This is a genomic window from Pinibacter aurantiacus (genome assembly GCF_019130065.1).
In the GTDB taxonomy this organism is placed as follows: Bacteria; Bacteroidota; Bacteroidia; order Chitinophagales; family Chitinophagaceae; genus Pinibacter; species Pinibacter aurantiacus.
In genome coordinates, this window is sequence record NZ_JAHSPG010000001.1 from 310,238 (window position 1) to 336,122 (window position 25,885).

Consider the following 25,885-nt stretch of genomic DNA (forward strand, 5'->3'; position numbering starts at 1 on the left):
TCAACAGAAGTTCTTCTTTGAACAATAGACAATCGATGTCTCTGATTGCATTTCGCAGTCTAACTTTCAACACTTCAGTTATTCAGTTACTCAGTTATTCAGTTATTCAGTTAATAAAAAAGCGTCATCACTCTTGCTGCTTGCAGCAATAAGCAATGACGCCCTATTAATTACTAATTACTAATTATTAATTACTTCACAATTTTCTCATCGCCAAACTTCTCCTGCCATGCTAAAATTCCACCTTCCACATTCACTGTGTTTGTGAAACCCATTGTTTCAAGGAACATCGCGGCTGTGGCGCTTCTTTTGCCGCTGCGGCAATGAATGAACAATTCTTCATCTTTCAGGTTTTCGATCTCATCGATCTGCATTGCCTGAATTTTTCCCAAAGGAATCAAAGGCACGCCAAGGTTTGCTTCTGCATATTCGTTTGGCTCGCGCACGTCAATCACATGCAGCTTTTCGCCTGCATCAAGTTTTGCTTTTAGTTCTTCAACTGTAATATTTCTCATAATAAAACTTTAATCGTTAGTAAGAAGATCCGTCATCCTGAGGGTTCGCAGCAGTTGTATCGCGCACAGGCTTTTCAGTTTGTAACCAAATATCGATCATTTGGCCTGCTCTGATCCTGCTTACCCTTCCATCCGGTGTATAATGTTTCGGCTCCTGATCATAAATATAGGCATTGACTGAATCTGTGACGCCCGGTTTATATACAGCTGACCCGAAACTAATGCCCACCACACTAAGTTTTGCTTTAGCCTCGTTATAAGTCATCCCTGTTAAATCCGGCACCGCAAGATCAATACCCGATGGGCCTCCGCTTAAAGTTAGCGATATCTCTGAACCCATTGGCAATTTGGTGCCTGGTTGCACTTCTTTTCCGTTTACAGATTGATTCAATACTGTATTTCTTGTAAAATCGGGTTTATAAAGGGTATCTCCCATTTTGAAGCCAAACTGCCTGATCACTATCTCTGCATTTCTAAAACTCATACCTACCAGGTTCGGCATTACCACGTCTGGCGGCACGGTTCTGTTGATGGTCAGGAACACAGTTCTGTTGACCTTTACCAATTCATCGGCATCGGGAAACTGTCGCAAGACAACGCTTGGCTTAACAGTATCGCGATAAACTGAATCCTGTATTTCTACTTCAAAGCCTTGCTGCTCCAATGATTTCTTAGCTTCTTCGTAAGTTTTTCCGGTAACAGACGGAATGCGCAAAACCTTTCCATGTTTCGTGAAAAAGTTGAGAGATGAAAGCACCAGCAAGATCAGTACCACGCCCAGCACAAAGGCTGCAACTATATTGACCCAAAGCGGCTTATTTGTAAGGAATTTAAACACAATAACTTGGTTTTGTTTTCATGGATTATCTAATGTGCGCCCAAAGAAATGAAAAAAAGCTTGAAAGGCCTAATGCGGAACGCGGAACGCAGAACGCCAAATGCTCAATGCTTAACGCTATGGTTCAATGTCGGAGACCCTCGCGTTAGGCGTTAGGCCTTTCGCGTTTTGCGTTAGGCGTTTCGCGTTAAGCTCCTAACGCCTCTTCCAACAACTCAGTATAAAAATCCTTCAGCTCCATGCCAGCAGCCCGAACCTGTTGAGGCACGAGGCTTTCCGCGGTTTGCCCGGGAACGGTATTAATTTCGAGCATGTATGGCTCACCTTTGGCTTCGTTGTAAATGAAGTCTATGCGCACTACACCACGGCAGTTGAACACTTCGTATACTTTTTTGGCGGTGTACCTTACTTTTTCTGCAATCGATTCGTCCACTACAGCGGGCGTAATTTCTTCGCTAAGGCCCTGGTATTTGGCTTCAAAATCGAAAAACTCTTTCTTGCTTATTACTTCTGTAAACGGTAGTGTTTTTATTTCTCCTTTTGTTTTATAAACACCGATCGTAAATTCCCTTCCGGAAATAAACTCTTCCACCAGCACCTGATCGTCTTCTTTAAATGCTTTTTCCAAAGCAGCGGCCATATCTTCTTTGTCGTTCACTTTGCTCATACCAATACTGGATCCGCCGTTGTTTGGCTTTACAAATACTGGCAATTGCAACAATGAGCTTACCACTGACGGCTCAATGCCTGTGTGCTTGAACAAATGCAAGCTTTTTGCTACGTTGATTCCACCGAAAGCTGCAACGGCAACGGTATAGCGCTTGTTAAATGTAAGTGCAGAAGTGGCTGCATCGCATGAAGTGTAAGGAATATTCATGAGGTCAAAATATCCCTGCAATTTTCCATCTTCACCCGGCGTTCCGTGAATACCGATAAACACGGCCTGGAACCTTATCTTTTCGCCGCTGATGGTGATTGTGAAGTCGTTTTTGTCTACCGCTATTTTTTCACCCTTATTGCTTTCATATATCCAGCCGTCCGGTCTGATGTCAATTTTGTAAACGTTAAATTTTTCTTTGTCCAGATTTTTTTCAATGGTAATGGCACTCATGTACGAAATCTGTGCCTCTCCGGAATAACCTCCTGTTACAAAAGCGATGTTCGGCTTCATTAAATAATTGGTTTGCTGTTGGGTGAAATAATGTTCGTTTAATCATCAAATATCAAACCTAAAATGGAAGTGGAAAAAAAAAGTTGGAAGAGCGAATGCCAGTGGCCGGTGTTGAGAAAGCAGTCTTTCATTATTACAAAGGCGCAGGCAGTAATGAGAGTGACCAAGAATTACCACTTAGACACTAAGGGCACTAAGTTTCACTAAGAGAACCCTGAACTTACAGCAACCCTTAGTGCGGCTAAGTGCCCTTAGTGCCTTAGTGGTATAAGAAAATCTCGCACCTACGACCTGACGCACAGAAAGCAACAGGCAACAAAAAAGCACCGGCAAACGCCGATGCTTTCCAAAATCTTATTCTAAGAGATTATTTTTTTGCTTTTGCTGCAGCAGAATCATGCGCATGTGGCATTTCAAACTGTGGAGCAGCTTTAGGAGCTGGAGCTTTGTCAGCAACATCTTCAACATCTACATCGAATACCAATGATTCGAATGGTTTACCGCCAGGGCCAGGCTGAGGACCGTAAGCAAGGAAACCAGGGATGTACAATGTAGCTTTACCACCTTTTTTCAGCAATCTCAAACCTTCGTCCCAGCCGTTGATCACCTGGTGCTGACCAATTGTGAAACCGAATGCAGGTTTTTCTGCGCCTCTGTTGTTTTCAAATTCTTTATCTGTGTCAAACAATTTACCAGTGTATCTTACTGATACGTATTTACCGGAATCAATTGAAGCACCTTCACCTGGATTTTGTATTACTACAAATGTTCCTTTACCTGTTTTTTGTGCATTGTTAATGCCTTTGCTTTTCAATTTAGCCTCGATTGCAGAAACTTGTTTGTCGCCAATTGCATTCATTTCTTTTTCACGATCTGCGCGCACAGCTTCTTCGTTTGCCATGATATCTTCTACTTTGAAATTCAGGTAAAGTTTGTCACCTTTTTTCAAGATAGAACCACCTGCCATTGGCATTTTTGCCAAAATACTATCCGCAAATTGCAGGATAACAACGCTATCACCTTTGTGCAGCAAACGGAAAATTTCGTTTGGTTGATAAATTGCACCAACGCTGTCAGCTTGCGCATATACAGCCATTGTTTTGTACGAATCTGCCAAAACAGAATCGTTTATTTTTTGAACGTAGTTTATTTTCAATACCTCGCCTATTTTCACCTGCGGACCACTACCCTGTTTTACGATCTTGTACATTAACCCGCTCGCAGTTTTTTTATAGCCTGCATTGTTGCATGCTGTCAAACCCAATACTGCAGCAGCCGCTACAGCAATCGATGTAATTTTTGTCATTTTTTGTTTATTGTTATTGCAATTGTAAAGCATTTTCTTTAACTGCTTGTTTAAATTTTTTTACCGTTTGGTCAAGAGAGTCGTTCGTATGGCCGCCTGCCGCGTTAAAGTGGCCGCCGCCTTCAAAGTATTTTCTGGCAAATGTATTCACGTCCACATTGCCCTTGCTACGGAAACTCCATTTGCGTTCCTCGTCCCTGTCAATTACCAGGCCAACCATTTTAATTCCCTGAATGCTTAGTGGAAAATTCACCAGCCCTTCGGTATCGCCGGTTTTTATTTCAAAACGCAACAGATCGCCTTTGGAAATAGCGATCAAAGCAGTATTGTATTCGTACATGATCTCCATTCTATTGGAAAGAACATGTCCAATAAAACGAAGCCTGTTTTCAAGATAATTATCGTAAATATTTTCGTGTACCTGTGTGTGCTGCAGCCCCACTTCTTTCAAGTGCGCCACCATGGTATGTACACCGGCAGTCGCTGCGGGGAAGCGGAAAGATCCTGTATCGCCAATGACACCTGCATAAAGGCACTCCGCCATGTCAATATTTATTTTATCTCCATGACCGCTGCCCACGATAAAGTCGTACACCATTTCTGAAGTCGAACTTTTGCCAGTATCGCTAATGCCATAATCGAAGGATTCAACTTCCGGCTGCTGGTGATGGTCGATCAGCATTTTTACGCATTTCAGCTCTTTTAAAGGAGCCGCAAGAGACTTCGTGCGTGGCAATGTGTTGAAGTCGAGGCAAAAAAGCCACTCCGCCTGTTGCAAAATACCCGGCACTTCCGCTCTGCCCTTTTGGCTTTCGAAATCCAGTACGGTATCGCAACCTGGCATCCAGTTAAGGAATCCCGCCCAGTTTGTAGGCGAAACAACTGTTACAGTATGCCCGAACTGTCTTAAAAAATGATATAATGCAAGCGAAGAACCCATGGCATCAGGATCTGGTTTCTGATGCATGGTAATGACCACTTTGCGTGGTGAAGTCAGCTGGTTGTATATTTCCTGTATGGGTTTCATAAAAAACGGAGCGAAGGTAAGCGGAATTGATAAATTGTCAAAACAAGCTTTGGGACTTGGCAAAGAACGTTTAATGTCTGAAACTTAAGCAGTTAACGAATTGTTATTGCGGAGGGAGAACACCATTGATTTGAAATTAGTGCTCGGAGATTTGAAATTCGATGCACAAAAAGATTCTCCTTTAATAAGTTCCGTTGTCACAGAGAAAGAATTCTTAATTCTTAATTCCTAATTCTTAATTTTCCCTCTATCTTTGCCGGCCAAACAAAAAAGTGATATGAGCAACAGAACATTTACTATGATTAAGCCTGATGCTATGAAAAATGGCCACGCAGGTGCAATTTTAGATAGAATCATTAAAGAAGGATATCGCATTGTCGCGTTGAAACAAACAAAACTTTCTGCTGAAAAAGCTGGTGAGTTTTACGCAGTACACAGCGCAAGACCTTTCTACGGTGAGTTGGTAGAATTTATGAGCAGCGGCATTATCATTGCTGCTATTCTTGAAAAAGAAAATGCTGTGGCTTCATTCCGTACTTTGATCGGTGCAACTGACCCAGCTAAAGCTGACGAAGGTACCATCAGAAAAATGTACGCTACTTCTCTTGGCGAAAACGCAGTTCACGGTAGCGACAGCGACGAAAACGCTGAAATCGAAGGTAGCTTCTTCTTCTCTGGTTTAGAGAAATTCTAATTATAGAAACAGTAAGTTTTTTTAGAGCGATCACTACAAAGTGGTCGCTTTTTTTGTGCACCAGCTTGAGCAGTTGCAAATCACAATTTAAGCAAGGGCGAAATAAAACCACTAAGACACTAAGCCCCACTAAGGTTCCCAAAAATTCAGGCATTTCTTAGTGAAACTTAGTGCCCTCTGTGCCTTAGTGGTAAAGATTCGAGAGCAGCACCTGCCCGCAACTCCGTATCTTCAAACAAATCTCCCATCATGCAACAACCCGAATACTGGATGCGAGGACCAATCGAAGACATAGCCGCACTGCTACAACCTGTGGCCCATGCCTTACTGCAGGCACGCGACGAAGTAAACGAACTGATGAAGTATTTCCCCGAGCATCTTCTTTGGGAAAGACCCGCCAATGTTGCTTCTCCTGCTTTTCACCTGCAACATTTGTCCGGTGTGCTTGACAGATTATTTACCTACGCAAACGCGCAACCATTGAACCAGGAACAGCTTGCCTACCTTTCTGCCGAAGGCAAACAAAATGAAAATGCAACATTGAATATTTTGCTTGATAATTTTAATAAACAAATTGATCGTTCACTGGAGCAGCTTAAAACAATCAATGAAGATTCCTTAACAGCTTTTCGAGGCGTGGGTAGAAAACAACTACCATCAACCGTTATCGGCTTGCTCTTTCATGCAGCAGAACATACTATGAGGCACACGGGACAGTTGTTGGTGACGGTGAGGCTCTTAGTGGAGAGTTGAGAGTGGAGAATTGAGAGTTAAGCATTGTGGTAAATGGTACCACTCTCAACTCTCAACTCTCAACTCTCAACTCCTAATCAAAGCGCTATACATTTTTACTTCGTTGTAAATGGAAGTACGTTCGTTGATCTTTTTGATTGTTGTGAACCCTATACCGGCAAATAATTGTTTTAGCGATGAAAAGTCGATTGGATAAGGCACCCAGCGATTAGAACTTAATGTATTATATTCTACAATAACGAATTGCGGATCGCTAACAAGTTTACCCGTCACCGATAAAAGGAACGATTTTTTATCCTTCACATAATGCAATGAGTTAGCCATCAAAATTCCATTGAGGTTTGGGAGTTCCAATTGATCGTTTACAAAGTCGGCTTTTATAACTTCTATTCTCGTTTTATTGGGAAGAACATTTGGCGCAAGAGAGGGCTGCATGTCCACCGCATAGATTACGCTCGATGCAGGTAACATTGAGGCAAGCGCTTTTGTAAACAACCCACTGCCACAGCCAAAATCAGCCCAGCTCTGTGGTTCATCCGCTCCTATCTCAGGATCTTTTATTAATTCAATTGCTTCTGTTAATTGCATACTAAATCCTTTTTAGTTACAAGAAGGACTGATTTTCTTCAAAAGAAAAATCTGCGTAAATCAGTCTAATCAGCGTCATCCCCGTCCGAACGACTTCAGCCGGGCGGGTGCGTGCTCTCTCCCCCCAATCTAAAAAATAATTGCGTATCTGAAAAATTCACACTTACTTTGTATTTCAAAGTGCTTTTTATGGAGACAATATATTCGCTGAAAGCATCCATCAGAAGATGGATCGTATTCTTTGTGATCACATTGATATTAAGCGGTGCCACTGCATTTGCGTTAGAGTCAGAACTTGCCTGGCTATGCACCGTGATTCCAAAAGACATCCATTTGTTTTTCTTTATTCAAAAATGTTACGTGGCGATTAAGGACATGAATGCCCAGTATCCTTTTCTTGCATATGGCTATGACTGGCTGGCCTTTGCTCACATTGTTATCGCAGTTGCGTTTATTGGACCATACAGGGACCCGGTGAAAAATATTTGGATCATACAATTTGGCTGCATTGCCTGCATTCTTATATGGCCAACTGCTTTTATCGCTGGGCATGTGCGGCAAATTCCTTTATACTGGAAACTGATCGATTGTTCTTTCGGTGTGATCGGACTGGTTCCGCTTTTAATTTGCTATAAAAAAATTAAACGTCTTGAAGTACTTGAGAATATTGAGAACCAAACAAATTTATACGACTACTCAAAAAGGGAAATACAGGTTTTTAATTAAGTAAAAAGTCAAAAGCTTTAGTTCAATCTCCTTGCCACCGGGCAAGACCAGTCTTTCAGGGTTTTGACTTTTGATTTTTTACTTTTTACTTAACACCCATTATCGTTAACTTTAAAAGTAGTTATGGAATACTTTGTTGAAGAAGGGCATATTGTGCAAAAGATATGGGGCAAGGCAGATGTGATCCTGCTGATATTTGCCGGCGCCGCGGCAGAGTTCGCTTTGAACAAATCTGTTGACTGGCTCTACTTTACAGGCAAATTGCCCGCTGATCCATTGGGCAGATTATTCACCACCGTTGGTTATGCAAGACAAATCATTTTTTCTCCGAAGGAAAAAGCACATGCAGCCATTGACAGGATGCGAAAAATACACACGGGCGTTGAAACTGCGCGTGGCACGGCCATTCCAGACTGGGCATATCGCGATGTATTGTACATGTTGATCCATTATTCTATTGCATCTTTTGAGGTTCTGGATAGAAAATTGACTGCCCTGGAAAAGGATGATGTAGTGGAAGTCTTTTACAGAATGGCAACACGCATGGGTTTGGAGAATATTCCTTCGGACTACGCAGCATGGCATGCACAGTATTCAGACCAACAATCAACCAACCTGCAATACAGCGGCTACACAGCGGACCTCTTCAAACAATATAAAAAACACCTGGGCAGCTTCAGGTATTACATCTTGCTGGAGTCACAAAAACTGGTGGCAAATAAAGTTGTGCTTAACCATCTCAGCTTGCGAAATGGCTCTGCTATAAAGCCTTTGGTAAATGTGTACAAAATTTTCAGGCGAATTAACGCAGAGTGGTTCATTCAGTCTATTCTGCTACCCGCACAGTATAAAACACAGATCAGGCAAATGAACATGATATAGCTGTCTATTCAAAAATCCTTTTGATCCATGCATACTGCAAAAGCATAATTGTTTTGGCGTCCTTTATTTCTCCTGCTTCCATCATTCTCATCGCTTCATCAAAACTGATTTCAAGCACGTCTATCTCTTCTCCGTGATCAACACCTCCACCCTCGCCTTGTTTCATTTCCTTTGTGTAGGCACCAATAAACAAATACAATATCTCTGATACGGAGCCTGGCGACATATAGGCTTCATAGACTTTTGTAACATCCTTAATTTTATAGCCGGTCTCTTCTTCGGTTTCCCTTCTGATACAATCTTCGGGACTATCCTGATCCAATTGTCCGGCACATACTTCTACCAGCATGCCAGATGCATTGCCATTTATGAATGACGGCATACGGAATTGTTTGGTAAGCACCACCGTTTTCTTTTCTTTATTGTACAAAAGAATACCCGCACCATTACCGCGATCATACACTTCGCGGGTCATCGTCTCTTTTTCATTTCGCTTGTTGATGTGCTCGTAAGTTATTCTGTGAAGCTTATGCCAAAAGGGGGAGATCGTTTCGGTGCTAAGGATTTTCACGTTGTTCGTCATGGTAAACCGTTATTGTTTCAATATTACAGCAATAATTTCCAAATTGTTCCCCAAAAGGAAAAACTATAACCAAACTTTTGCTTACCTTGACCTTACTAAATTAGAGATGGAAAACAAACTGCCCACGATTAAAGAGATTGCCAAGCGGCTCAATGTATCCGTGTCCACTGTATCCCGCGCCTTAAGCAATCACCCAAGCATTGGCTTGCGCACCCGCACACGTGTTCAGGAGTTGGCGAAAGAGTTAAACTACGAGCCCAACACAAAAGCCATTTTTTTTAAGCAGCAAAAGACTTTTATCATCGGTGTGATCCTTCCTTATATTAAAGAAGAATTTTTTTCGGAAGCTATCAGCGGCATTGAAACTGCAGCTATGGCGCACGATTATACCATACTTTTCGGACAAAGTTTTGATGATACTGAACGTGAAAAGAAAGTGTTGGAAGCGATGAAGAAACAACGTGTTGACGGCCTGATCATTTCTCTTTCGAAATATACCAACAACTTTGATCATTTGGCAACGCTGGAAAAATATGATATTCCGGTAGTGTATTTTGACCGCGTACCACCATTTGAAAACGCGCATAAGGTCTATTGCAATTTATACAAAGGCACGATTGAGATGGTGAATTGGCTGTTCAGCAGGGGTTTCAAGAGGATCGGCTTTATAAACGGGCCGGACAAATTACTAGCAACGCACGAACGCCTTAAAGGTTATATTGAGGGTATTACAAAAAAGAAACTGAAAGTCGATATGCGGTTGGTTGAGCAAACCGATCTTTCCCGCGAGAGTACTTACAAAGCGATGGAAAAATTACTTGCGCTAAAACAGCCACCGGAAGTGATCATCACGTTTAACGACTATGTTCATCTTGATGTGATGCAATATGCGAGGCAGCATAATTTAAAGATCAATGAAGATATTTTCTTTGCAAGTTATGCGAACCTGCCGATCACAAGCTACACGGCATTTCCGCCAATAGCCTCTATTGAACAGTATCCTTATAAACAGGGAGAAAAAGCAATGGAGATCCTCATCCGCATCATCAACGACAAACTACAACATGCAAACGTTGCGGGCAAATATTATCATGAGGAAATAGACGGATTGGTGATGATTAATAAGGACTTTGAGTTGAATCAAGATTCAATTAAAAATTAGGAATTAAGAATTAAGAATTCATTAAAGTCGAAGTCCTTGTCATATTGCAGACTGGCACTTAATTCAACGTATTCCAGCCGAAAATTATAACGACCATCACTTAAAAGATATCGATAAACAAAGTCCCGATCATCTGATCGGGACTTTGTTTATCGAAGCTATGCTTAGCTCTAAAAGGTGGTATATCCATATGTGGAAACTTGCACCGAAAGAATTCTTAATTCTTAATTCTTAATTCCTAATTCTTAATTAATAATCAACAACCATCCCTTTCCCTTCTCCACCGTTATCGCATCGCTTGCAGCAAATGTTTTAGCCGGTTGAAAATTCGTTACTTCTTTTGCAGTGATGTTTGCTTTCGAAGGATCAATGCCCAGCGATTGCCAGTTGATTTTCAAATGTACATCTACGTTATCTGCCGCCCAGCTTGCTATTGATACAAGCGCTTTGCCTTTGCTTTTATAAACGGTAGCTTTTACTTTTTCGGTGTCGGTTGTTACAGGGCAATTAGAGCTCCAGTAACCAATCATTTCAGAACCCTTGATACCAAACTCATCCCACAATTTCCAGATAGGTCTCGGGTCGCTGTTGCTTGTCCACGGCATACGGTTGGTCATGCCATAGATCATGCCACGCCATGGATTCCCGCCACCTTCGAGCATTTCACCCATCAGTCCGAATGGAATACCACTTACTTCTGTCAGGAAAAAGTCGGGATCATTTTTTTCGTAATCAAAATATTCACCGAACCACAAGCGGTTGAGGTACGGAAAATGTTCCATGTATAAATTCGCACTGTTGTTAAAGCCGTCGCTTTTGTTGTATTGATTGGCAGAATGCAAATCGATGATGCCGGGATGCCCATCTTTCGTTAGAACACGTTTGATGCGCTTCATTGTAATGCGATCAAATGCCACATCATCGAGATAGATACCATCGATGCCAACATTTTGCGTGAGCCAGTTCATGCCTTCTACATAATAGTTGTGCCAGCGGTTCATGCCACTGTTGATGATGGCAGCATCTCTTATTTCAGGAACAAACCATGCGGCGATATAATCGTCTGCAATATGCTCCTGCAGCCAACTGTAGCCGCCGCCCTTGCCCGGAGAATATACTTCGTGCCCCAGGCTTCTCAACGCAAATGTTTCATATGCATGATTAGAAAGTTCGCGAACAGTGTTGTAGATTTTTACCTTCATCCCTTTGCTGTGCGCTTCATCAATGTATGATTTCATTTTTTTCCACTCAATGAAAGGATAATTGATCCACGGGTTGATCGGTGTTGCGTGGTGAATATTGATAACTGTCGCGCCCGTTCTTTTTATGCTGTCTATATCGTTGTATTGATGATAGAAGCGTGTGTTCCACTGAAACTCTGTGTTGATTGGATGGAAAGGTGTAATCAGCAAATTGAAATTATAATACAGCACCTCTCCTTTCTTCATGCTGCGTGCACCATTGTATGCGTTTACCAGCATGGAAGAACCTTTGATGCCTACCTGTATGCCTCCTTTATTGTTATTGCCCCATGATGTCGGCAACTGCAATGGTTTCTGTAAATAGAAATTAGTGTTCAGAGGTCTTACATATTTTTCATCTCTCAAAGAAAATTGCAGACCGGCATTTACATTTCCTATCCACGCTCCATCTTGGTTTTTACTTGACACATCCCATTTCCAATCTACCAACTCGGGGCGATTGCCGCCTTTTTGTCCAAGCCCCATCATATACGTGGTCATGTTCTTCTGGAATGGAATATGCATCACAATATCCTTGAAATCCATATCCTGCAAGGCCGTCACTTTCACGGTGTATGACAAGAAGCCGTCAAACTCAAGTGAAGCACTTACATCCATTTGCAAAGAATCAGAGGTATTTGTTGCCTGCCATTTTAAGGTGCCGGGCTTTCTTTCTGTGAAAGATACGCCTGAACTTTTCAGGTCGATATTTTTACCATTGCTTTGTCTTGTGAAATGAAAATGTATTCCTTCGTATAGCAACGAGTTTGGTTCTTTTGACAGACCTGTCATTTCTTCTGTGAAGAATGTTTGAATCTGTTTTGGAAAACCATCTTTATTGATGATGATCTTTCTGCCCAGCAAATTCACAGCGGTATCGCCCACTAGTTCAAGCGGTGTGTATGGAGCGATCACGTCATTTTCCTGCGCCAATGTAGAGTTTAACCATTGCAAACGTGTTTGTTTCCATGGCTCGTTAATACCGCCATCTGCAAGGGTTTTATTGTTAATGGTTAGATTGATATTGATTGTAACGGGCTTTGCACCATTGGCCGTTACAGTTGCTTTCCCGGTATAAGTTCCCGCATCAGTGTTTGCAGGCACTGCTACATCGCACCAAAGAGGTTGCACACTATTCGCGGTAACATTTACATTTTGGGTGAACGGTTTCGCATCATATGAAACGCCCGTTGTGTTGATGCAGGTGATCTGTTTTGCGCTTATCGTTTTTCCTGCTGCACTTTTCAAATCGCTAAAAACAACTTGTACGTTTTGCAAATCTTTCAAAGCATACACTCCCAACTGATAGGCATAAAACTCACCTTTTGCTGCTTCGCCGTGAAATGAATTTTGTAATCCTTTTTGTATCCAGCGATAAGGCAAATCGCGCTTCATTCGAATGCTGTACTGCCTGTCTTCCGGAAATACGATGAATGGTTGTGCTGCATATTTTGCTTTCAGCGCATTTGTTTCCTTCGCTGTTGCAATCACTTCCATCGGGTAAAAAGTATTGAAAGAATCAATGGCTTCAATCCTTGCCACCGTTGCGTTTGCCGGCGCCTTTGTATTAATATTTTTCAACCATTCTGCCGATGCAGTCTGTTCAGGCTTTAAGTAAACACCTTTGGGATAGTTGTTTCTGCCTTCATTTCTGTAAGGCATGTAGTATACGTTATAGGTGCCTTTTCCGGAAACAGCTTCAAAATAAACAGTGCCGTTTTCTCTTGAAATATCAGCGGCATTTACGTTTAATATTTTATTGCCGGTTTTGGCATCCTGCACTATGAGCCTTTTGTCCTGCGGGTTTTCGTCGTTTCGTCGCCACGGAATAACGGCCTTTGCAATTTTACCTGTGCCGTTAAACTGTATTACCACTCTGTGATTGCCGAGAGAATCGCGGTTCCAGCAATCGTTGCAAACTGTATATTTTATCTGTTGAGCTAAGGTTACCTGAGCCGATAGAATGAGGGCTGCAGCGAGGAGATTTTTCATGTTTGAAAGATAATTTAAAAAAGCAAAGCTTGCCTAAAATAAAATAACTGAATAACTGATTAACTGAATAACTGAGTGTTAAAGGTCAATCTTACACTCAATTATTCAATCATTCAGTTATTCAGTTAATCAGTTATTCAATTATTGTCTACCAATTCGGATTCTGATGTCCCTGCAATGCTGGATCAGCATCGATGTCTTCCTGTGGAATCGGGAAATAATAATCCCTGTTTTCGTTGAAGACTCTCTCTGCGCCAACGGTAATGTGATTTGGACTGGACCACGTAACTACGCCTGTTGTCATGTCAACAGTGCCCGGACGTACGCCGTAAACCGGACCATTCATTACCTGGCCGCCAATTTTCCAGCGCTTCATATCGTACCATCTCAATCCTTCAAAAGCCAGTTCCACTCTGCGCTCATTGCGAAGTCTCTTGCGCAAACCTGCCTGGTCAACTTCTGTAACTGCAGGCATGTTTACTCTCGCACGTACCTGGTTGATAGCTCCTGCTGCAAGTCCAAGATCTTTGCCTTGTTCGATCAATGATTCTGCATAGATCAACAATATTTCTGCATAGCGGAACACAATGAAATTCAGGTTTTGTGCCAATGTGGGGTCGCCTACAGGCAAGTGATCCAATGGTGCACAATATTTTCTTAAGCAATATCCAGTGCGTGATCTGTTACCTTTAGATGAGTTGTAATATTCATCTGGACCTACCGGTTGAAGACTATTGAATATTCTTCCGTTCCATGTAAGACCAGGGTAAATGATAGATGCATTGAATCTTGGATCCCTGTTCTCGTAAGGTTTATCCGCGTTGTAAGTTGGATCTGCTGTTATTGCTTTACCATTCTTTGTTTCGTACGCGTCTACCAAGCTCTGCGTTGGATTCACTGAGTTCCAGCCCCCTTCCGCAACAGTGTACAATCCATCAATCCATGAGCCCCATTTTGGTTGCTGATATGTTACTTCTAAAATAACTTCTTTGTCTCTCGCTACTTTGCCCTGGTTTTCTTCCCAGAACAAACCTTCATAGTTATCAGCCAAACCATATAGGTTAAGATCCATTATTGCTTTTGAATCTTTTTCTGCATTTGCAAAATCTCCCCTAAAAAGCTCCAGACGTGCTTTCAATGCCAATGCTGCGCCTTTTGTTACGCGGCCGTATTCGTCACCAGACCTTGTTACTGGCAATATTTGAGAAACGGTATCGAGTTCAGATAAAATGAATTTCGCGATGTCATCTTCAGAACTTCTTGGAATGGAGTTTTCCTCACCATAATCCAATACTTTGGTTACAAGTGGTACACCGCCAAAACACATTAGTTTTCTTGTGTAATCAAATGCTCTTAAAAAACGGGCCTCTGCTTTCATCCCTGTTGCCTTGTCCTTATCCATTGTTTTCACCAGGTCAACGTTTTCCAGGAAGAAGTTGTCGTTTCTGATGCCTTTATAATCGAAGTAAGTTCTGTAAAGATCCACGTAAGCGGCGCCCGAAATTTTTGCAGGGGTTGCCGTTCCAAGTGCAATGTAAGATGGCAATTGGTTGGTGAACGGACAATAAGCGTTGTCGCTGATATCATCCATGTAAATACCATCTCCATCTTCAAAGAAACCACTCATTTTAGCATACTGATACGCCGAGGCGAGATTTTGCAATGCTGCCTGCTCCGAAACAAAATATGCCTCAGGCGCATAATCATCCACCGGTGCTCTGTTCAGCTTTACGCAAGAAGCGAACAGTGTTGATATAATTGCTGTTGAAATAATTAGACTATTTTTTTTCATCTTCTTTTCTGTTTAATGATTGAACTAAAAATTCACGTCGACACCAAATGTCCAGATCTTCACTAAAGGATAACCTGCTGTTGCACTGCTGATTTCAGGATCGATACCTAGGTCCTTTGGCAATTTTGAAAGCGTGTACAGGTTTTGACCGGACACATATGCTCTCAGACTGCCTACGCCGATTTTACGGCTCCAGGCTCCCGGAACATTGTAGTAAACCCTCAGGTTTTTCAAGCGCACATAAGAAGCATTGAATAAAAATATAGTGGATGGATAGGAAGCGTTGATGGTGTTACTTGCAGATACTCGTGGCAATCTTGTATTATAGTTATCCGGATTGTTTATTGGATCATAAGAATTCTTAATAGTCCAATTGGTAATTCCATAGCCACTGCTAAATCCATAGCCTGTGCTACCTCCAAGGTACATGAAGTTACCTGCTGCACCTTGCAACATACCCGCGACACCGAAGTTTTTGTAAGCCACATCAAAGTTGAAACCATACATCCATTTTGGAGTGTTGCTTTTCTTTTGCATGGTTTTGTCGCCGGCATCAATCTTGCCGCTTTTATCGTAATCCAGGATTTTCTGATCACCATATTTTTGACCACCCAGCAATGTAACAGATGGATTTAAGAAATCATCTTTTGTAAGCAACCCATTGTTGGTATAGAGATAGTAAGAATTCAAAGCATATCCTACAGTATTTTTTGTAACGCCCGTCACTGTCAAATTCTGCCCACCAAGGTCCAAAAGTTTGTTTGTAATATAACTGAAGTTTCCGTTCAACTGGATGTCCAAACCACTTCTGGTTGCCTTATTATATCCCAATTCAACCTCTAATCCCGAGTTCCGCATTTTACCTATGTTAGCTACATACGGGTCTCCACCATTCACTCTTGAAGGCGTCACCGTCATCAGCATGTTTTGTGTGGTTTTGTCAAAATAACCAAGGCTAAAATGGAGTGACTTGTACAGGGTTCCTTCCAGGGCAACATCCAAAATAGATGTTCTTTCCCATGTAAATGTATTGTTAGGATTTTGTTTCAGTGTCATTGGCGTTATCAGCTGATCACCGAATACATAGTAAAGTGGTCCCGCATAAGAAGGATCATTTGCCGCACCAATTGTTGCCTGGTATGGATAATACAAGGCACTGTTGGTTGCACCTGGTATATTTTGGTTCCCTAACACACCATAGCTACCTCTAAGTTTTAATTCAGATACTGTCGGTTTCAAAGATTCCATGAAATTCTCTTCTGATATTCTCCAACCAGCAGACACCGATGGGAAGAAGTCCCAGTTGTGATCCGGAGACAAGCGGGAAGAGCCGTCTTCTCTGGCATTCAGCTCAAGCAAGTATTTTCTCTTGTAGTCATAACTGATTCTTCCGAACGCACCCATCAGGCCCCAATCGTAGTAAGTGCTGCTGTTATCCATTCCATCTGCGGCACCTAGTTGAAGACTTCCTGACGTATTGAGAATAAAATCCTGACGATAGCCCATCAAACTTCTGTAAGTATGAAATTCCTGCTGACCGCCGATGATCACACCGATGTGATGATCACCAAAAGTTTTCTTATAGGTAACATCCAGTTGTTGCAGGTAGTGAATATCAGTGTAGTCCGTTTTTGTAGAAGAGTTTGGCCCTGTAGTTTCACCATTGTACCAGTCAAGCGTATTTTTAAACATATCCTGGTTGCTTGTTAAATAATTCACACCATTGGTGAACTTAACAGAGATATCCTTCGTGATATCATAAGCCATCACGATGTTCGCAAGAATGTTGTAGTTCTTTGTATTTGACTGACCGCCTTCCAATGCCTGGCGAATAGGGTTTCTTGTATCGTTGGTTGCAGTGATGTTCCATTCACCATCAGCAGTCTTGATAGGGTCCATAGGCCTTTGCCTGTTAATGGCACTGGTGATTGCTCCAAGGTCACCCACTGCTGCTGAAACCGGAGCCAGGCTGTTAGAATAGGTAATGCCGAGGTTCATGTCTATGCTGAATCGTTTCCATTTTATAGAACCGTTATCACGCAACGTGAATCTTTTGAAACTTGTGTTCGCCACATTTCCGTTCTGTTGCAGATAGCCCAGCATAAGGTTGTTTCTCACGCTTACATCACCATTACTTAAACCGCCGGAGATGCCTACGTTGTGAGATTGTGTAAAACCATTGTTGCCTGTGAACAATGCATCTCTCCAGTCTGTACTTGGCAATGCACCAGATTTAAAGCCAGCAAGTTGTTCATCTGTCCACACTTTTTTTGTTGGGTCAAAATCTGGTTTCGCTCTCGAAATCGCATCATGCATTAACGCGGTGTTGTATGCATTTGCGTATGAGTATGCATCTGCTTCCTGGAACAGTTCTGTTGGTTTTTGCCAACCAACATAACCAGAATAAGAGACGCTTGGTTTACCCAGTTTACCTTTCTTCGTAACAATTAATATTACACCGTTTGCGGCACGTGCACCATACAATGCTGAAGCAGACGCATCTTTCAATACGGACACGCTTTCAACATCGTTTGGATTTACCTGTGCTATAGAACTTGGAATACCGTCAACAATAATAAGCGGTGATGTACCACTCATTATAGATCCGATACCACGAATATTAATAGAAGGATTCGCGCCGGGCTGTCCTGAGCTCGATACAATGTTCAAACCGGGCACTTGTCCCTGCAACGCAGATGCAAGGTTGTTTACAGGTCTGTCCTGTATCACTTTTGTATTTACCTGCGAAACAGAAGAAGTCATCGTTCTTTTGTTTTGCGTACCAAACGCAACGGTAATAACTGTGTCGAGCGAAGCATTTTCATCATCGAGTACAATTGTTAGATTGGCACCATTACCAGCTTTCACTTCTTTCGCTTTCTTGCCAACGCTTTGGAAGATCAGCGTTGCGTTGTCATTTGCTACTTTAATGGAAAAGTAACCTTCAGCATTGGTGCTGGTTCCCTGTTTGGTGCCTTTCACCAAAACAGAAACCCCGGGCAGCGGCTGACCATTCTTGTCAACAACGCGACCTGTAATTGTTTTTTCTTGTCCCGCATTGATTTGTCCCTGGTAACGTGATGTGCCATTGGCCCCTGCAAGCGCAGGACTCAACGCCAGAAATAAAACGACGGAATAATTCAAAATGCGGCTCGGGTGATTTTCCTTTTCGGGAAATAAACCTGCCGACTTTTTACTTGTTTTTCTCTTAAAAGAAAAGAGCGTTTTTCTCATGCAGCTTTGGTTTTTGTTGTTAGAAAATTTTTCATCACGGCAATGTTTCGCTGTATTATTTTACCCTTTTTACAACAGAGTAAAATATTTAATGTACTTTGGTAAGGTCAATAATCTTCGTTCTACGAGGGCTTTTGGGGTAGGTGTCTCAAAGGCTTTTCGCCTTTTGTAATCCTAAGCTACAAACGTCTTTCCGATAAAACTCACGCAACCGTTTGCGCGTCTTTCGTAAAAAATATTGTTCTATTTTGACTCCCGATTTAGGTTTTAAGTCCTAAGTGATAAGTTTTAAGCAACAAGAAACTTAACGCTGCATTTAAAACTCACAACTCAAATTTTACAACAGACAACATTTTACTTTATCACTTATAACTCATTACTACTACAAATTACAGCTGCATGAATAGAAGAAACTTTGTACGCAATACCGGTTTGACTGCTGCCGGCCTGGCATTGTTACCCTCGGGAAATTTATTCGCATCCAATGCTGATGCGAAAGTTAAAATAGGACTTATTGGAACCGGAATGCGTGGTCTTGGCCATCTCGACCTGTTATTAAGAAGAGATGATGTTGATCTTGTTGCTATTTGTGACGTTGACGATCGCATGCTTGAGTTTGCTAAAAAAACAATTGCTAAGAGCGGGAAAAAATCTCCTGAAATTTTTACAGGCAATGATTATGCATGGAAAACAATGCTCGAGAAAAAACAACTCGATGGTGTTGTAATTGCTACTCCATGGGAATGGCACAAGCCGATGATTATCGGTTCACTTGAAAGAGGCGTTAAGTATGTAGCTACAGAAGTAATTCTCGGCATTACCCTGCAAGACCACTGGGATGTTGTGAAAGCAGCAGAACAATACAAAGCAAATGTGATGATGCTTGAAAACGTTTGCTACCGCAGAGATGTAATGGCCGTATTAAATATGGTGAGACAAGGATTGTTTGGTGAACTGATCCATTTACAGGGCGGTTACCAGCACGATTTGCGTGCAGTGAAATTCAACGATGGAAAAAATGCATACGGCGGTGGTGTTGAGTTTGGCGAGAAAGGATTCTCAGAGGCACACTGGCGCACGAATCATTCCGTGTTCCGTAACGGTGACCTGTACCCGACACATGGCATCGGACCAATTGCTCACACCATTAATATTAACAGAGGAAACAGATTTTTGTCATTGTGCTCCTACGCTACCAAATCAAGAGGCCTACACGAGCACATTGTAAAAGTAGGTGGTGAAAATCACCCTAACGCTAAAGTCAATTTTAAACTCGGCGATATAGTTACTACCATGATCGGTTGCTCAAATGGAGAAACCATTATGTTGCAACACGATACTAACCTTCCTCGTCCATATTCACTCGGTTTCCGTGTGCAGGGCACTAAAGGTTTGTGGATGGATGTAAACAAGAGCGTGTACATCGAAGGACAGTCCAAACAAAATGATGTGTGGGATGACGCGAAATCCTGGCTGGACAAATATGACCACCCACTGTGGCAACGCTGGTCAAAAGAAACAGCCGGCGCAGGACACGGTGGTATGGACTTTTTTGTGATCCATTCATTCATTGAGTCTATCAAACGCAAAATACCTACACCAATGGATGTATACGATGCCGCTGCATGGAGCGCAATTACTCCTTTGAGCGAGCAGTCTATTGAACTGGGTCATCAAACAGTGGAATTCCCTGACTTTACAGGCGGTCAATGGATGTATAGAAAACCTGTATTTGCATTAAATGATGAATTCTAACAAACAGTTTTTTTTATGCATCAACATGAAAAGCAGGCAATAAAGGACAGAGCCGGATCATTGGAGGAGTGCCTGCACAGGGTTTTCTTTGCTTACGGCATCGATCATGACATCGTGCAGGCGGAAGCCTTTGGCAACGGGCTTATCAATAAAACATGGAAGGTTGAGGTTGGCAACAAAAAGTACATTTTGCAAAATGTCAACAGCGATATATTTAATGAACCATGGCTCATCGCCAACAACGTGAGGGCAATTGCTGATTTTATTCGAGACCAACATCCGGATTATTTGTTTGTAACACCTGTTCAAACGATAGGCGGTGATGAAATGTTTCATGATGAAACGTTCGGCTATTTTCGCTTGATGCCGTTCATTCCCGATTCGCATACGATCGACGTTGTGGAATCGCCGGAGCAGGCATACCAGGCAGCTTTTCAATTTGGAAAATTCACCGGCTCCCTTTCGGGATTTGATGTGAGCAAATTGAAAATCACTTTGCCGGACTTTCATAATCTTTCACTGCGTTATGAACAATTTCACAACGCTTTAAAAAACGGCAACGGAGAAAGAATCAAACAGGCGCAGGAAAGCATTAAACTCATTCGACAGTTTGAACCAATTGTAAAAGAGTTTGACAAAATACATTCAGCCAGCTCATTCAGACAACGAGTAACGCATCACGATACAAAGATCAACAACGTATTGTTTAACAAACAGGGTAAAGGCATTTGCATAATTGATCTCGATACGATTATGCCGGGTCTTTTCATCAGCGATGTGGGCGATATGATGCGCACTTATCTGTCCCCTGTAAGTGAAGAAGAGAGCGACTTTAGCAAGATCGTCATTCGTGAAGATTTTTACCAGGCCATCCTGCACGGTTATAATGAATACATGGCGAAGGAACTGACTGCAGATGAACAACAGCATTTTCTTTACTCCGGAAAATTCATCATTTACATGCAGGCGATGCGTTTCCTGACGGATTACCTGAACAATGATAAATACTACGGTGCAAAATATCCTGAGCAAAACTTCGTTCGCGCAAACAACCAGATCACGCTGCTGCAAAGGCTTACGGAGAAGGAAGATGCGCTGGGAGCGATCAGGAATTAGAAATTAGGAATTACGAAAGCACCCAATGCCTCTTTCAACATTAGCGAAAGTGGAAGATAAAAGAAGCAGGTCGCATCGTCATTGCGAGCCCTGCGGAGATTGGATTTCGTAAATTATAAAGCCAGGGCAAAAATGAGGCGAACGGGCGAAGCAATCTCGGGCACTCTGTGTGAGATTGCTTCGCCACATTGTTTTAAGGCAGCATCACAATTAAAATAATTACAGCCATCAAATGCTGTGGCTCGCAAAGACGTGTAGCCGCGTGCATTTTAACAAACTTCAACATGAAAAACAGACTAATCTTTTTGGGCCTGATTACTTGCATGACAGCAGCATTCCCGCAATTATCATTTGCAAACATAATGGACACCACAGTTGTGATCCCTGCGGGAGGCAACACATTTGCAAGCAACAACGACGACATTGTAAAACAGAAGGGTGTTTCCGGATGGAACAATCAAAATGCAACGCTTGAAATATATGTGCGTGTTACACAACCCGGCACACTGAAGTTGTCGTTAAATGCATCGACAGATGACAAAAGCACGATTACTGCAACTATTGGCAACCAATCAAAGAAAATAAAACTCACTAAGAGCGACACACTCGTTAACGCGGGTGAATGGCGGTTAAAAGACACGGGCTATGTAAAAGTTGAGTTGAAAGGAATTGAAAAAACCGGCAACTACTTTGCGGATATAAAGAGCTATACCGTTTCAGGAACTGCCATCAATTCAAAAACCGTTTTCGTAAAAAACAATGAAGGCAATTTCTTTTACTGGGGCCGTCGCGGCCCTTCGGTACATCTTGGTTATACGCTAAACAACGATGTGAAAGCAGAATGGTTTTATAATGAAATCACGGTTCCTTCCGGTGATGATGTTATTGGTTCTTATTACATGGCCAACGGATTTGCCGAGGGCTATTTTGGCATGCAGGTAAATTCAGCAACAGAAAGAAGAATATTGTTTTCTATCTGGAGCCCATATTCTACTGATGATCCAAAGAAAATTCCCGCAGACCAGCAAATTGTAATGCTTCGCAAAGGTGAAGGCGTTCACACTGGCGAGTTTGGCAATGAAGGATCCGGTGGACAAAGCTATCTGCGCTACAACTGGAAGGCTGGTAACACTTATAAATTCTTGTTGCATGCTCAACCTGATAACAACAACAACACAACAACCTACACTGCGTATTTTTTCGCTCCCGAAAAAAATGAGTGGCAATTGATCGCTTCTTTCAAGCGTCCAAAAACCAATACATACCTAAAACATCTCCACTCCTTCCTTGAAAACTTTAATCCGGAGCAGGGCAATAAAACAAGAAAGGTTTTGTTTGGCAATCAATGGATATGCGATGTAAATGGCAACTGGAGCGAATTGACAGATGCGAAGTTTACCGGCGACAATACTGCACGCATTGGTTATCGCATGGATTACGGAGGAGGCCTGGACAAAAGCGGTTTATTCTATTTGCAGAACTGCGGCTTCTTTAGCAACTACACACAGCTTAATGGAAATTATAAAAGACCTGCAACGGGGATTAAACCTGTGGTAGATTTTGGGAAATTACCATAAAAATAGTTGAGAATTGAGAGTGGAGAGTTGAGAGTTGTTGGGAGCAATTTTATGGCAAGTTGGGGCTTCTAATAACTAACAACCTCCATTTTCAATTTTCAACTCATTCTCAACTCTCAACTAATGCAGAGTAGGCGAATGCGATTCGCCCCTACCTTTGCCGGATGGACTATTTCAAGAACCTTCAGGATCTGCTGAAAATAGAAAGGCAATACGACAGTGATGTTTACAAAGAATTGATGGAACGCTCTTCTGTTAATGCAAGAAGAGAAGAAGGCATTACGTGGTACCCGATTGCCATCAGGGATACTGAACTGGGTCGTGGTGATTACCTGAATGTTGAAGTGGAACGAACCACGCACCATGATGTTATGCATCAACTAAGGGCAGGCGTTCCAGCGGCGCTGTTTTCCAATCATGATCCTAAAAATGACAGAGTTGAAGGCGTAATCACTTACCAAAGTGGTAATCGCCTGAAGATAAACCTACGCACTGATGAACTCCCCGACTGGAGCCGGGATGGCAAACTGGGCATTGATCTGTTGTTTGACGACAACAGTTACGATGAAATGCAAAATGCCCTGAAACTGGCTTCAATACAGTACGACAAGGACCAGAACAATCTCGTTCAAATTTTAACGGGCAAAAAATCTGCAACTTCTAATACCGGGGAAAGCAAGTATCAAAACAACAAACTGAATACTTCGCAACAGGAAGCTGTCAATAAAATCCTCGATGCAAATGATCTCGCTATTGTACATGGGCCTCCCGGCACCGGCAAAACAACAACACTTGTTCAGGCGATAAAAGCATTAAATAAAAAAGATCATCACCAAATTTTAGTAGTTGCACCAAGCAATACGGCTGTCGATCTGTTGAGTGAAAAGTTGTCGGAAGAAGGTTTGAACGTTTTGCGCATTGGCAACCCGGCCCGCGTTTCACAAAGATTGCAATCAATTACACTCGACAATAAAATTTCCGAGCACAGCAGCAATAAGGAAATTAAAAGGCTCAAGAAACAGGCAGCCGAGTTTAAAAATATGGCGCATAAATACAAGCGCAATTTTGGAAAGGCTGAACGCGATCAAAGAAAAGCTTTGTTTGATGAGGCAAGAAAAATAATGAAGGAGGTTGAAAATACTGAACAGTATATCATCAACGATCTTATTGCCGGTGCAGATGTAATTACGGCTACGCTTGTTGGCGCCAATCACTACACCATAAGGGATCTTCGTTATGGCACTTTGGTGATTGACGAAGCGGGACAATCCATAGAACCAGCCTGCTGGATTCCCATTCTGAAAGCGCAAAAACTAATCATGGCGGGAGACCATTTGCAGTTACCGCCTACCATTAAATCTGATGAAGCAGCGAGAGGTGGCCTAAGCACAACGCTGCTGGAAAAATGTGTTGAACTGCATCCTGAAGCGGTTGTGCTACTTAACGAACAATACCGCATGCACGAAACGATCATGGGATTTTCGTCGCAGGAATTTTATCACAACAAATTGATAGCGCACGAATCGGTTGCAAGACACACATTGTTTCCTGACGACAGCGCTTTATCCTTTATAGATACTGCAGGCTGCGGCTTTGATGAAAAAATTGAAGGCACCAGTGCTACCAATCCGGAAGAGGCGGCATTTGCTTTGAAACATTTAACCAACTTCGTGAGCGATCTAAGCCATCATTACACAACGGAAAATTTTCCTTCGATTGCAGTCATTTCTCCTTACAAACAACAGATTGAAATTTTGCGCGAGCAATTACAACACGCTGAACCACTAAAAAAATATAGCGACAAAATTTCTATTAACACCATCGATAGTTTCCAGGGTCAGGAGCGTGACGTTGTGTACATCAGCATGACAAGAAGCAACTCAGAAAATAAGATCGGCTTCCTTTCAGACATTCGCCGCATGAACGTAGCCATGACACGCGCCCGCAAAAAACTCGTTGTTATCGGCGACAGTGCTACACTGGCACAATTTCCTTTTTATGGTGATTTTATTGCGTACGCGGAGAAGCATGATGCGTACAAGAGTGCTTGGGAGTTTATGGAATAGTTGAGAGTTGAGAATTGAGAGTGGAGAGTTAATTGAAAATGGAAAGTTGAAAATGGAAAATGGCGGCCGGTCAATATTATGATTACTGACAACCAACAACTCTCCACTCTCAATTCTCAACTAAAGAAGGGGAAAAAGAAGGTAAGTAACAAACAAAAAAAGGGAGGGGACGGATATGGAGGGAGAAAAATATACTTGATTCGAATTAGTGGTCATCGGGCAGATCAATAAAATCTCTTCGATACACCAGCGCCTCTTAAGCTTAGCTTTTAAAGGATTAGTTGGATTTCAATTTTTGAAATTTAGACTTCATAAATAGTTCCGTTCATAATTTTCTCTTGTTCCATGTGCCAAAATTAGATCAGGGTTTTATTAGTTTCCGTGAGGATTTACACTATTAAAATGTGATGTATGTCACACTGTTTTTGCAATACGCTGATAATCATGAATTAGGAGCTAGGAATTAGGAATTTAGAATGGAAAATCATTGAGGAAATATTTTGCCAGATTGGGGTGATGACAAAAAACCGCACGAATATTGTTTGGCGGCCAGCTACGACAATGGCACGCATCCGCCCGACCAAAGCCGTTCGGACAGGGATGACGCTGATTGAACTGATTTACGCTGATCTGTTTGTTGACTAGCATTACTACTGATGAAGTGTGCGACGCAACGAAGCTCACTTGAAATACCGCGGTCGATTACCCAAATAAAAAAACCTGACAGATCTTTAATCCGCCAGATTCAATAAAGTATGTCGCACGTCATTGCGAGCGCAGCGAAGCAATCTCATGCTTCGGGTGCTGGAGATTGCTTCGCGGCTCACATAACATGTGACATCTCTCTTGAAAACGAGCTCCGTGACA

Annotated in this window: 19 protein-coding genes; 9 read left to right on the plus strand and 10 right to left on the minus strand. The window is 42.2% G+C overall.

Going from position 1 to position 25,885, the window contains the following annotated elements:
* Positions 1–191: 191 nt before the first annotated feature.
* From KTO63_RS01105 to KTO63_RS01125, 5 genes are all read right to left on the minus strand, one after another.
* Positions 192–515, minus strand: a complete 324-nt coding sequence (locus tag KTO63_RS01105; RefSeq protein WP_217789271.1) for a rhodanese-like domain-containing protein — start codon at positions 513–515, stop codon at positions 192–194.
* 16 nt (positions 516–531) lie between these two features.
* Positions 532–1,353, minus strand: coding sequence for a PASTA domain-containing protein (locus KTO63_RS01110; protein ID WP_217789272.1), 822 nt, complete (start codon positions 1,351–1,353; stop codon positions 532–534).
* A 187-nt stretch (positions 1,354–1,540) separates the two neighbouring features.
* On the minus strand, positions 1,541–2,524 hold the full coding sequence (locus tag KTO63_RS01115; RefSeq protein WP_217789273.1) for a D-alanine--D-alanine ligase: 984 nt from the start codon (positions 2,522–2,524) through the stop codon (positions 1,541–1,543).
* Between the two features lie 367 nt (positions 2,525–2,891).
* Positions 2,892–3,830: an FKBP-type peptidyl-prolyl cis-trans isomerase gene (locus KTO63_RS01120; RefSeq protein WP_217789274.1), complete on the minus strand. Its 939-nt coding sequence runs from the start codon at positions 3,828–3,830 to the stop codon at positions 2,892–2,894.
* Positions 3,831–3,843: 13 nt separating this feature from the next.
* On the minus strand, positions 3,844–4,857 hold the full coding sequence (locus KTO63_RS01125) for a DHH family phosphoesterase (protein WP_217789275.1): 1,014 nt from the start codon (positions 4,855–4,857) through the stop codon (positions 3,844–3,846).
* A 277-nt stretch (positions 4,858–5,134) separates the two neighbouring features.
* Between KTO63_RS01125 and KTO63_RS01130 the strand changes: the two genes are divergently transcribed.
* Positions 5,135–5,551 carry a nucleoside-diphosphate kinase gene (locus tag KTO63_RS01130; RefSeq protein ID WP_217789276.1) on the plus strand — a complete coding sequence of 139 codons (417 nt, stop codon included), beginning with the start codon at positions 5,135–5,137 and terminating at the stop codon, positions 5,549–5,551.
* 249 nt (positions 5,552–5,800) lie between these two features.
* On the plus strand, positions 5,801–6,304 hold the full coding sequence (locus KTO63_RS01135) for a DinB family protein (protein ID WP_217789277.1): 504 nt from the start codon (positions 5,801–5,803) through the stop codon (positions 6,302–6,304).
* Positions 6,305–6,370: 66 nt separating this feature from the next.
* Here KTO63_RS01135 and KTO63_RS01140 read toward each other — a convergent pair whose 3' ends face one another.
* The gene (locus KTO63_RS01140) at positions 6,371–6,892 is read right to left on the minus strand and encodes a class I SAM-dependent methyltransferase (protein ID WP_217789278.1); all 522 of its coding nucleotides are present in this window, start codon (positions 6,890–6,892) and stop codon (positions 6,371–6,373) included.
* A 189-nt stretch (positions 6,893–7,081) separates the two neighbouring features.
* Between KTO63_RS01140 and KTO63_RS01145 the strand changes: the two genes are divergently transcribed.
* Together KTO63_RS01145 and KTO63_RS01150 are read left to right on the plus strand one after the other, a co-directional pair.
* Positions 7,082–7,618 carry a hypothetical protein gene (locus KTO63_RS01145; RefSeq protein ID WP_217789279.1) on the plus strand — a complete coding sequence of 179 codons (537 nt, stop codon included), beginning with the start codon at positions 7,082–7,084 and terminating at the stop codon, positions 7,616–7,618.
* 123 nt (positions 7,619–7,741) lie between these two features.
* On the plus strand, positions 7,742–8,500 hold the full coding sequence (locus tag KTO63_RS01150) for an oxygenase MpaB family protein (protein WP_217789280.1): 759 nt from the start codon (positions 7,742–7,744) through the stop codon (positions 8,498–8,500).
* Between the two features lie 4 nt (positions 8,501–8,504).
* On the opposite strand, the gene KTO63_RS01155 is transcribed toward KTO63_RS01150, so the two are convergent.
* Positions 8,505–9,083, minus strand: a complete 579-nt coding sequence (locus KTO63_RS01155; protein ID WP_217789281.1) for an NUDIX domain-containing protein — start codon at positions 9,081–9,083, stop codon at positions 8,505–8,507.
* 106 nt (positions 9,084–9,189) lie between these two features.
* Between KTO63_RS01155 and KTO63_RS01160 the strand changes: the two genes are divergently transcribed.
* Complete coding sequence (locus KTO63_RS01160) at positions 9,190–10,245, plus strand: LacI family DNA-binding transcriptional regulator (RefSeq protein WP_217789282.1); 1,056 nt, start codon at positions 9,190–9,192, stop codon at positions 10,243–10,245.
* 245 nt (positions 10,246–10,490) lie between these two features.
* Here KTO63_RS01160 and KTO63_RS01165 read toward each other — a convergent pair whose 3' ends face one another.
* The 3 genes from KTO63_RS01165 to KTO63_RS01175 form a co-directional block, all read right to left on the minus strand.
* Positions 10,491–13,478 (minus strand): glycoside hydrolase domain-containing protein, encoded by a 2,988-nt coding sequence (locus KTO63_RS01165; protein WP_217789283.1) that lies wholly within the window; start codon positions 13,476–13,478, stop codon positions 10,491–10,493.
* 148 nt (positions 13,479–13,626) lie between these two features.
* The gene (locus KTO63_RS01170) at positions 13,627–15,270 is read right to left on the minus strand and encodes a RagB/SusD family nutrient uptake outer membrane protein (protein WP_217789284.1); all 1,644 of its coding nucleotides are present in this window, start codon (positions 15,268–15,270) and stop codon (positions 13,627–13,629) included.
* Positions 15,271–15,294: 24 nt separating this feature from the next.
* A complete protein-coding gene (locus KTO63_RS01175) occupies positions 15,295–18,504 on the minus strand; it encodes a SusC/RagA family TonB-linked outer membrane protein (RefSeq protein ID WP_217789285.1) in 3,210 nt (1,069 codons plus the stop codon).
* 399 nt (positions 18,505–18,903) lie between these two features.
* Between KTO63_RS01175 and KTO63_RS01180 the strand changes: the two genes are divergently transcribed.
* From KTO63_RS01180 to KTO63_RS01195, 4 genes are all read left to right on the plus strand, one after another.
* The gene (locus KTO63_RS01180; protein WP_217789286.1) at positions 18,904–20,259 is read left to right on the plus strand and encodes a Gfo/Idh/MocA family protein; all 1,356 of its coding nucleotides are present in this window, start codon (positions 18,904–18,906) and stop codon (positions 20,257–20,259) included.
* A 15-nt stretch (positions 20,260–20,274) separates the two neighbouring features.
* A complete protein-coding gene (locus KTO63_RS01185; protein WP_217789287.1) occupies positions 20,275–21,375 on the plus strand; it encodes a phosphotransferase enzyme family protein in 1,101 nt (366 codons plus the stop codon).
* A gap of 284 nt (positions 21,376–21,659) precedes the next feature.
* On the plus strand, positions 21,660–22,952 hold the full coding sequence (locus tag KTO63_RS01190) for a DUF3472 domain-containing protein (protein ID WP_217789288.1): 1,293 nt from the start codon (positions 21,660–21,662) through the stop codon (positions 22,950–22,952).
* A 164-nt stretch (positions 22,953–23,116) separates the two neighbouring features.
* Complete coding sequence (locus KTO63_RS01195; RefSeq protein ID WP_217789289.1) at positions 23,117–25,018, plus strand: AAA domain-containing protein; 1,902 nt, start codon at positions 23,117–23,119, stop codon at positions 25,016–25,018.
* Positions 25,019–25,885: the final 867 nt, after the last annotated feature.

Excerpts from the sequence above, each read along its gene's own strand:
- KTO63_RS01145 (WP_217789279.1), top strand. The coding sequence starts at position 7,082 with ATGGAGACAATATATTCGCTGAAAGCATCCATCAGAAGATGGATCGTA.
- KTO63_RS01180 (WP_217789286.1), top strand. The coding sequence starts at position 18,904 with ATGAATAGAAGAAACTTTGTACGCAATACCGGTTTGACTGCTGCCGGC.
- KTO63_RS01125 (WP_217789275.1), bottom strand. The coding sequence starts at position 4,857 with ATGAAACCCATACAGGAAATATACAACCAGCTGACTTCACCACGCAAA.
- KTO63_RS01155 (WP_217789281.1), bottom strand. The coding sequence starts at position 9,083 with ATGACGAACAACGTGAAAATCCTTAGCACCGAAACGATCTCCCCCTTT.
- KTO63_RS01135 (WP_217789277.1), top strand. The coding sequence starts at position 5,801 with ATGCAACAACCCGAATACTGGATGCGAGGACCAATCGAAGACATAGCC.
- KTO63_RS01120 (WP_217789274.1), bottom strand. The coding sequence starts at position 3,830 with ATGACAAAAATTACATCGATTGCTGTAGCGGCTGCTGCAGTATTGGGT.
- KTO63_RS01140 (WP_217789278.1), bottom strand. The coding sequence starts at position 6,892 with ATGCAATTAACAGAAGCAATTGAATTAATAAAAGATCCTGAGATAGGA.
- KTO63_RS01105 (WP_217789271.1), bottom strand. The coding sequence starts at position 515 with ATGAGAAATATTACAGTTGAAGAACTAAAAGCAAAACTTGATGCAGGC.
- KTO63_RS01175 (WP_217789285.1), bottom strand. The coding sequence starts at position 18,504 with ATGAGAAAAACGCTCTTTTCTTTTAAGAGAAAAACAAGTAAAAAGTCG.
- KTO63_RS01190 (WP_217789288.1), top strand. The coding sequence starts at position 21,660 with ATGAAAAACAGACTAATCTTTTTGGGCCTGATTACTTGCATGACAGCA.
- KTO63_RS01160 (WP_217789282.1), top strand. The coding sequence starts at position 9,190 with ATGGAAAACAAACTGCCCACGATTAAAGAGATTGCCAAGCGGCTCAAT.
- KTO63_RS01170 (WP_217789284.1), bottom strand. The coding sequence starts at position 15,270 with ATGAAAAAAAATAGTCTAATTATTTCAACAGCAATTATATCAACACTG.
- KTO63_RS01150 (WP_217789280.1), top strand. The coding sequence starts at position 7,742 with ATGGAATACTTTGTTGAAGAAGGGCATATTGTGCAAAAGATATGGGGC.
- KTO63_RS01130 (WP_217789276.1), top strand. The coding sequence starts at position 5,135 with ATGAGCAACAGAACATTTACTATGATTAAGCCTGATGCTATGAAAAAT.
- KTO63_RS01115 (WP_217789273.1), bottom strand. The coding sequence starts at position 2,524 with ATGAAGCCGAACATCGCTTTTGTAACAGGAGGTTATTCCGGAGAGGCA.
- KTO63_RS01185 (WP_217789287.1), top strand. The coding sequence starts at position 20,275 with ATGCATCAACATGAAAAGCAGGCAATAAAGGACAGAGCCGGATCATTG.
- KTO63_RS01165 (WP_217789283.1), bottom strand. The coding sequence starts at position 13,478 with ATGAAAAATCTCCTCGCTGCAGCCCTCATTCTATCGGCTCAGGTAACC.
- KTO63_RS01195 (WP_217789289.1), top strand. The coding sequence starts at position 23,117 with ATGGACTATTTCAAGAACCTTCAGGATCTGCTGAAAATAGAAAGGCAA.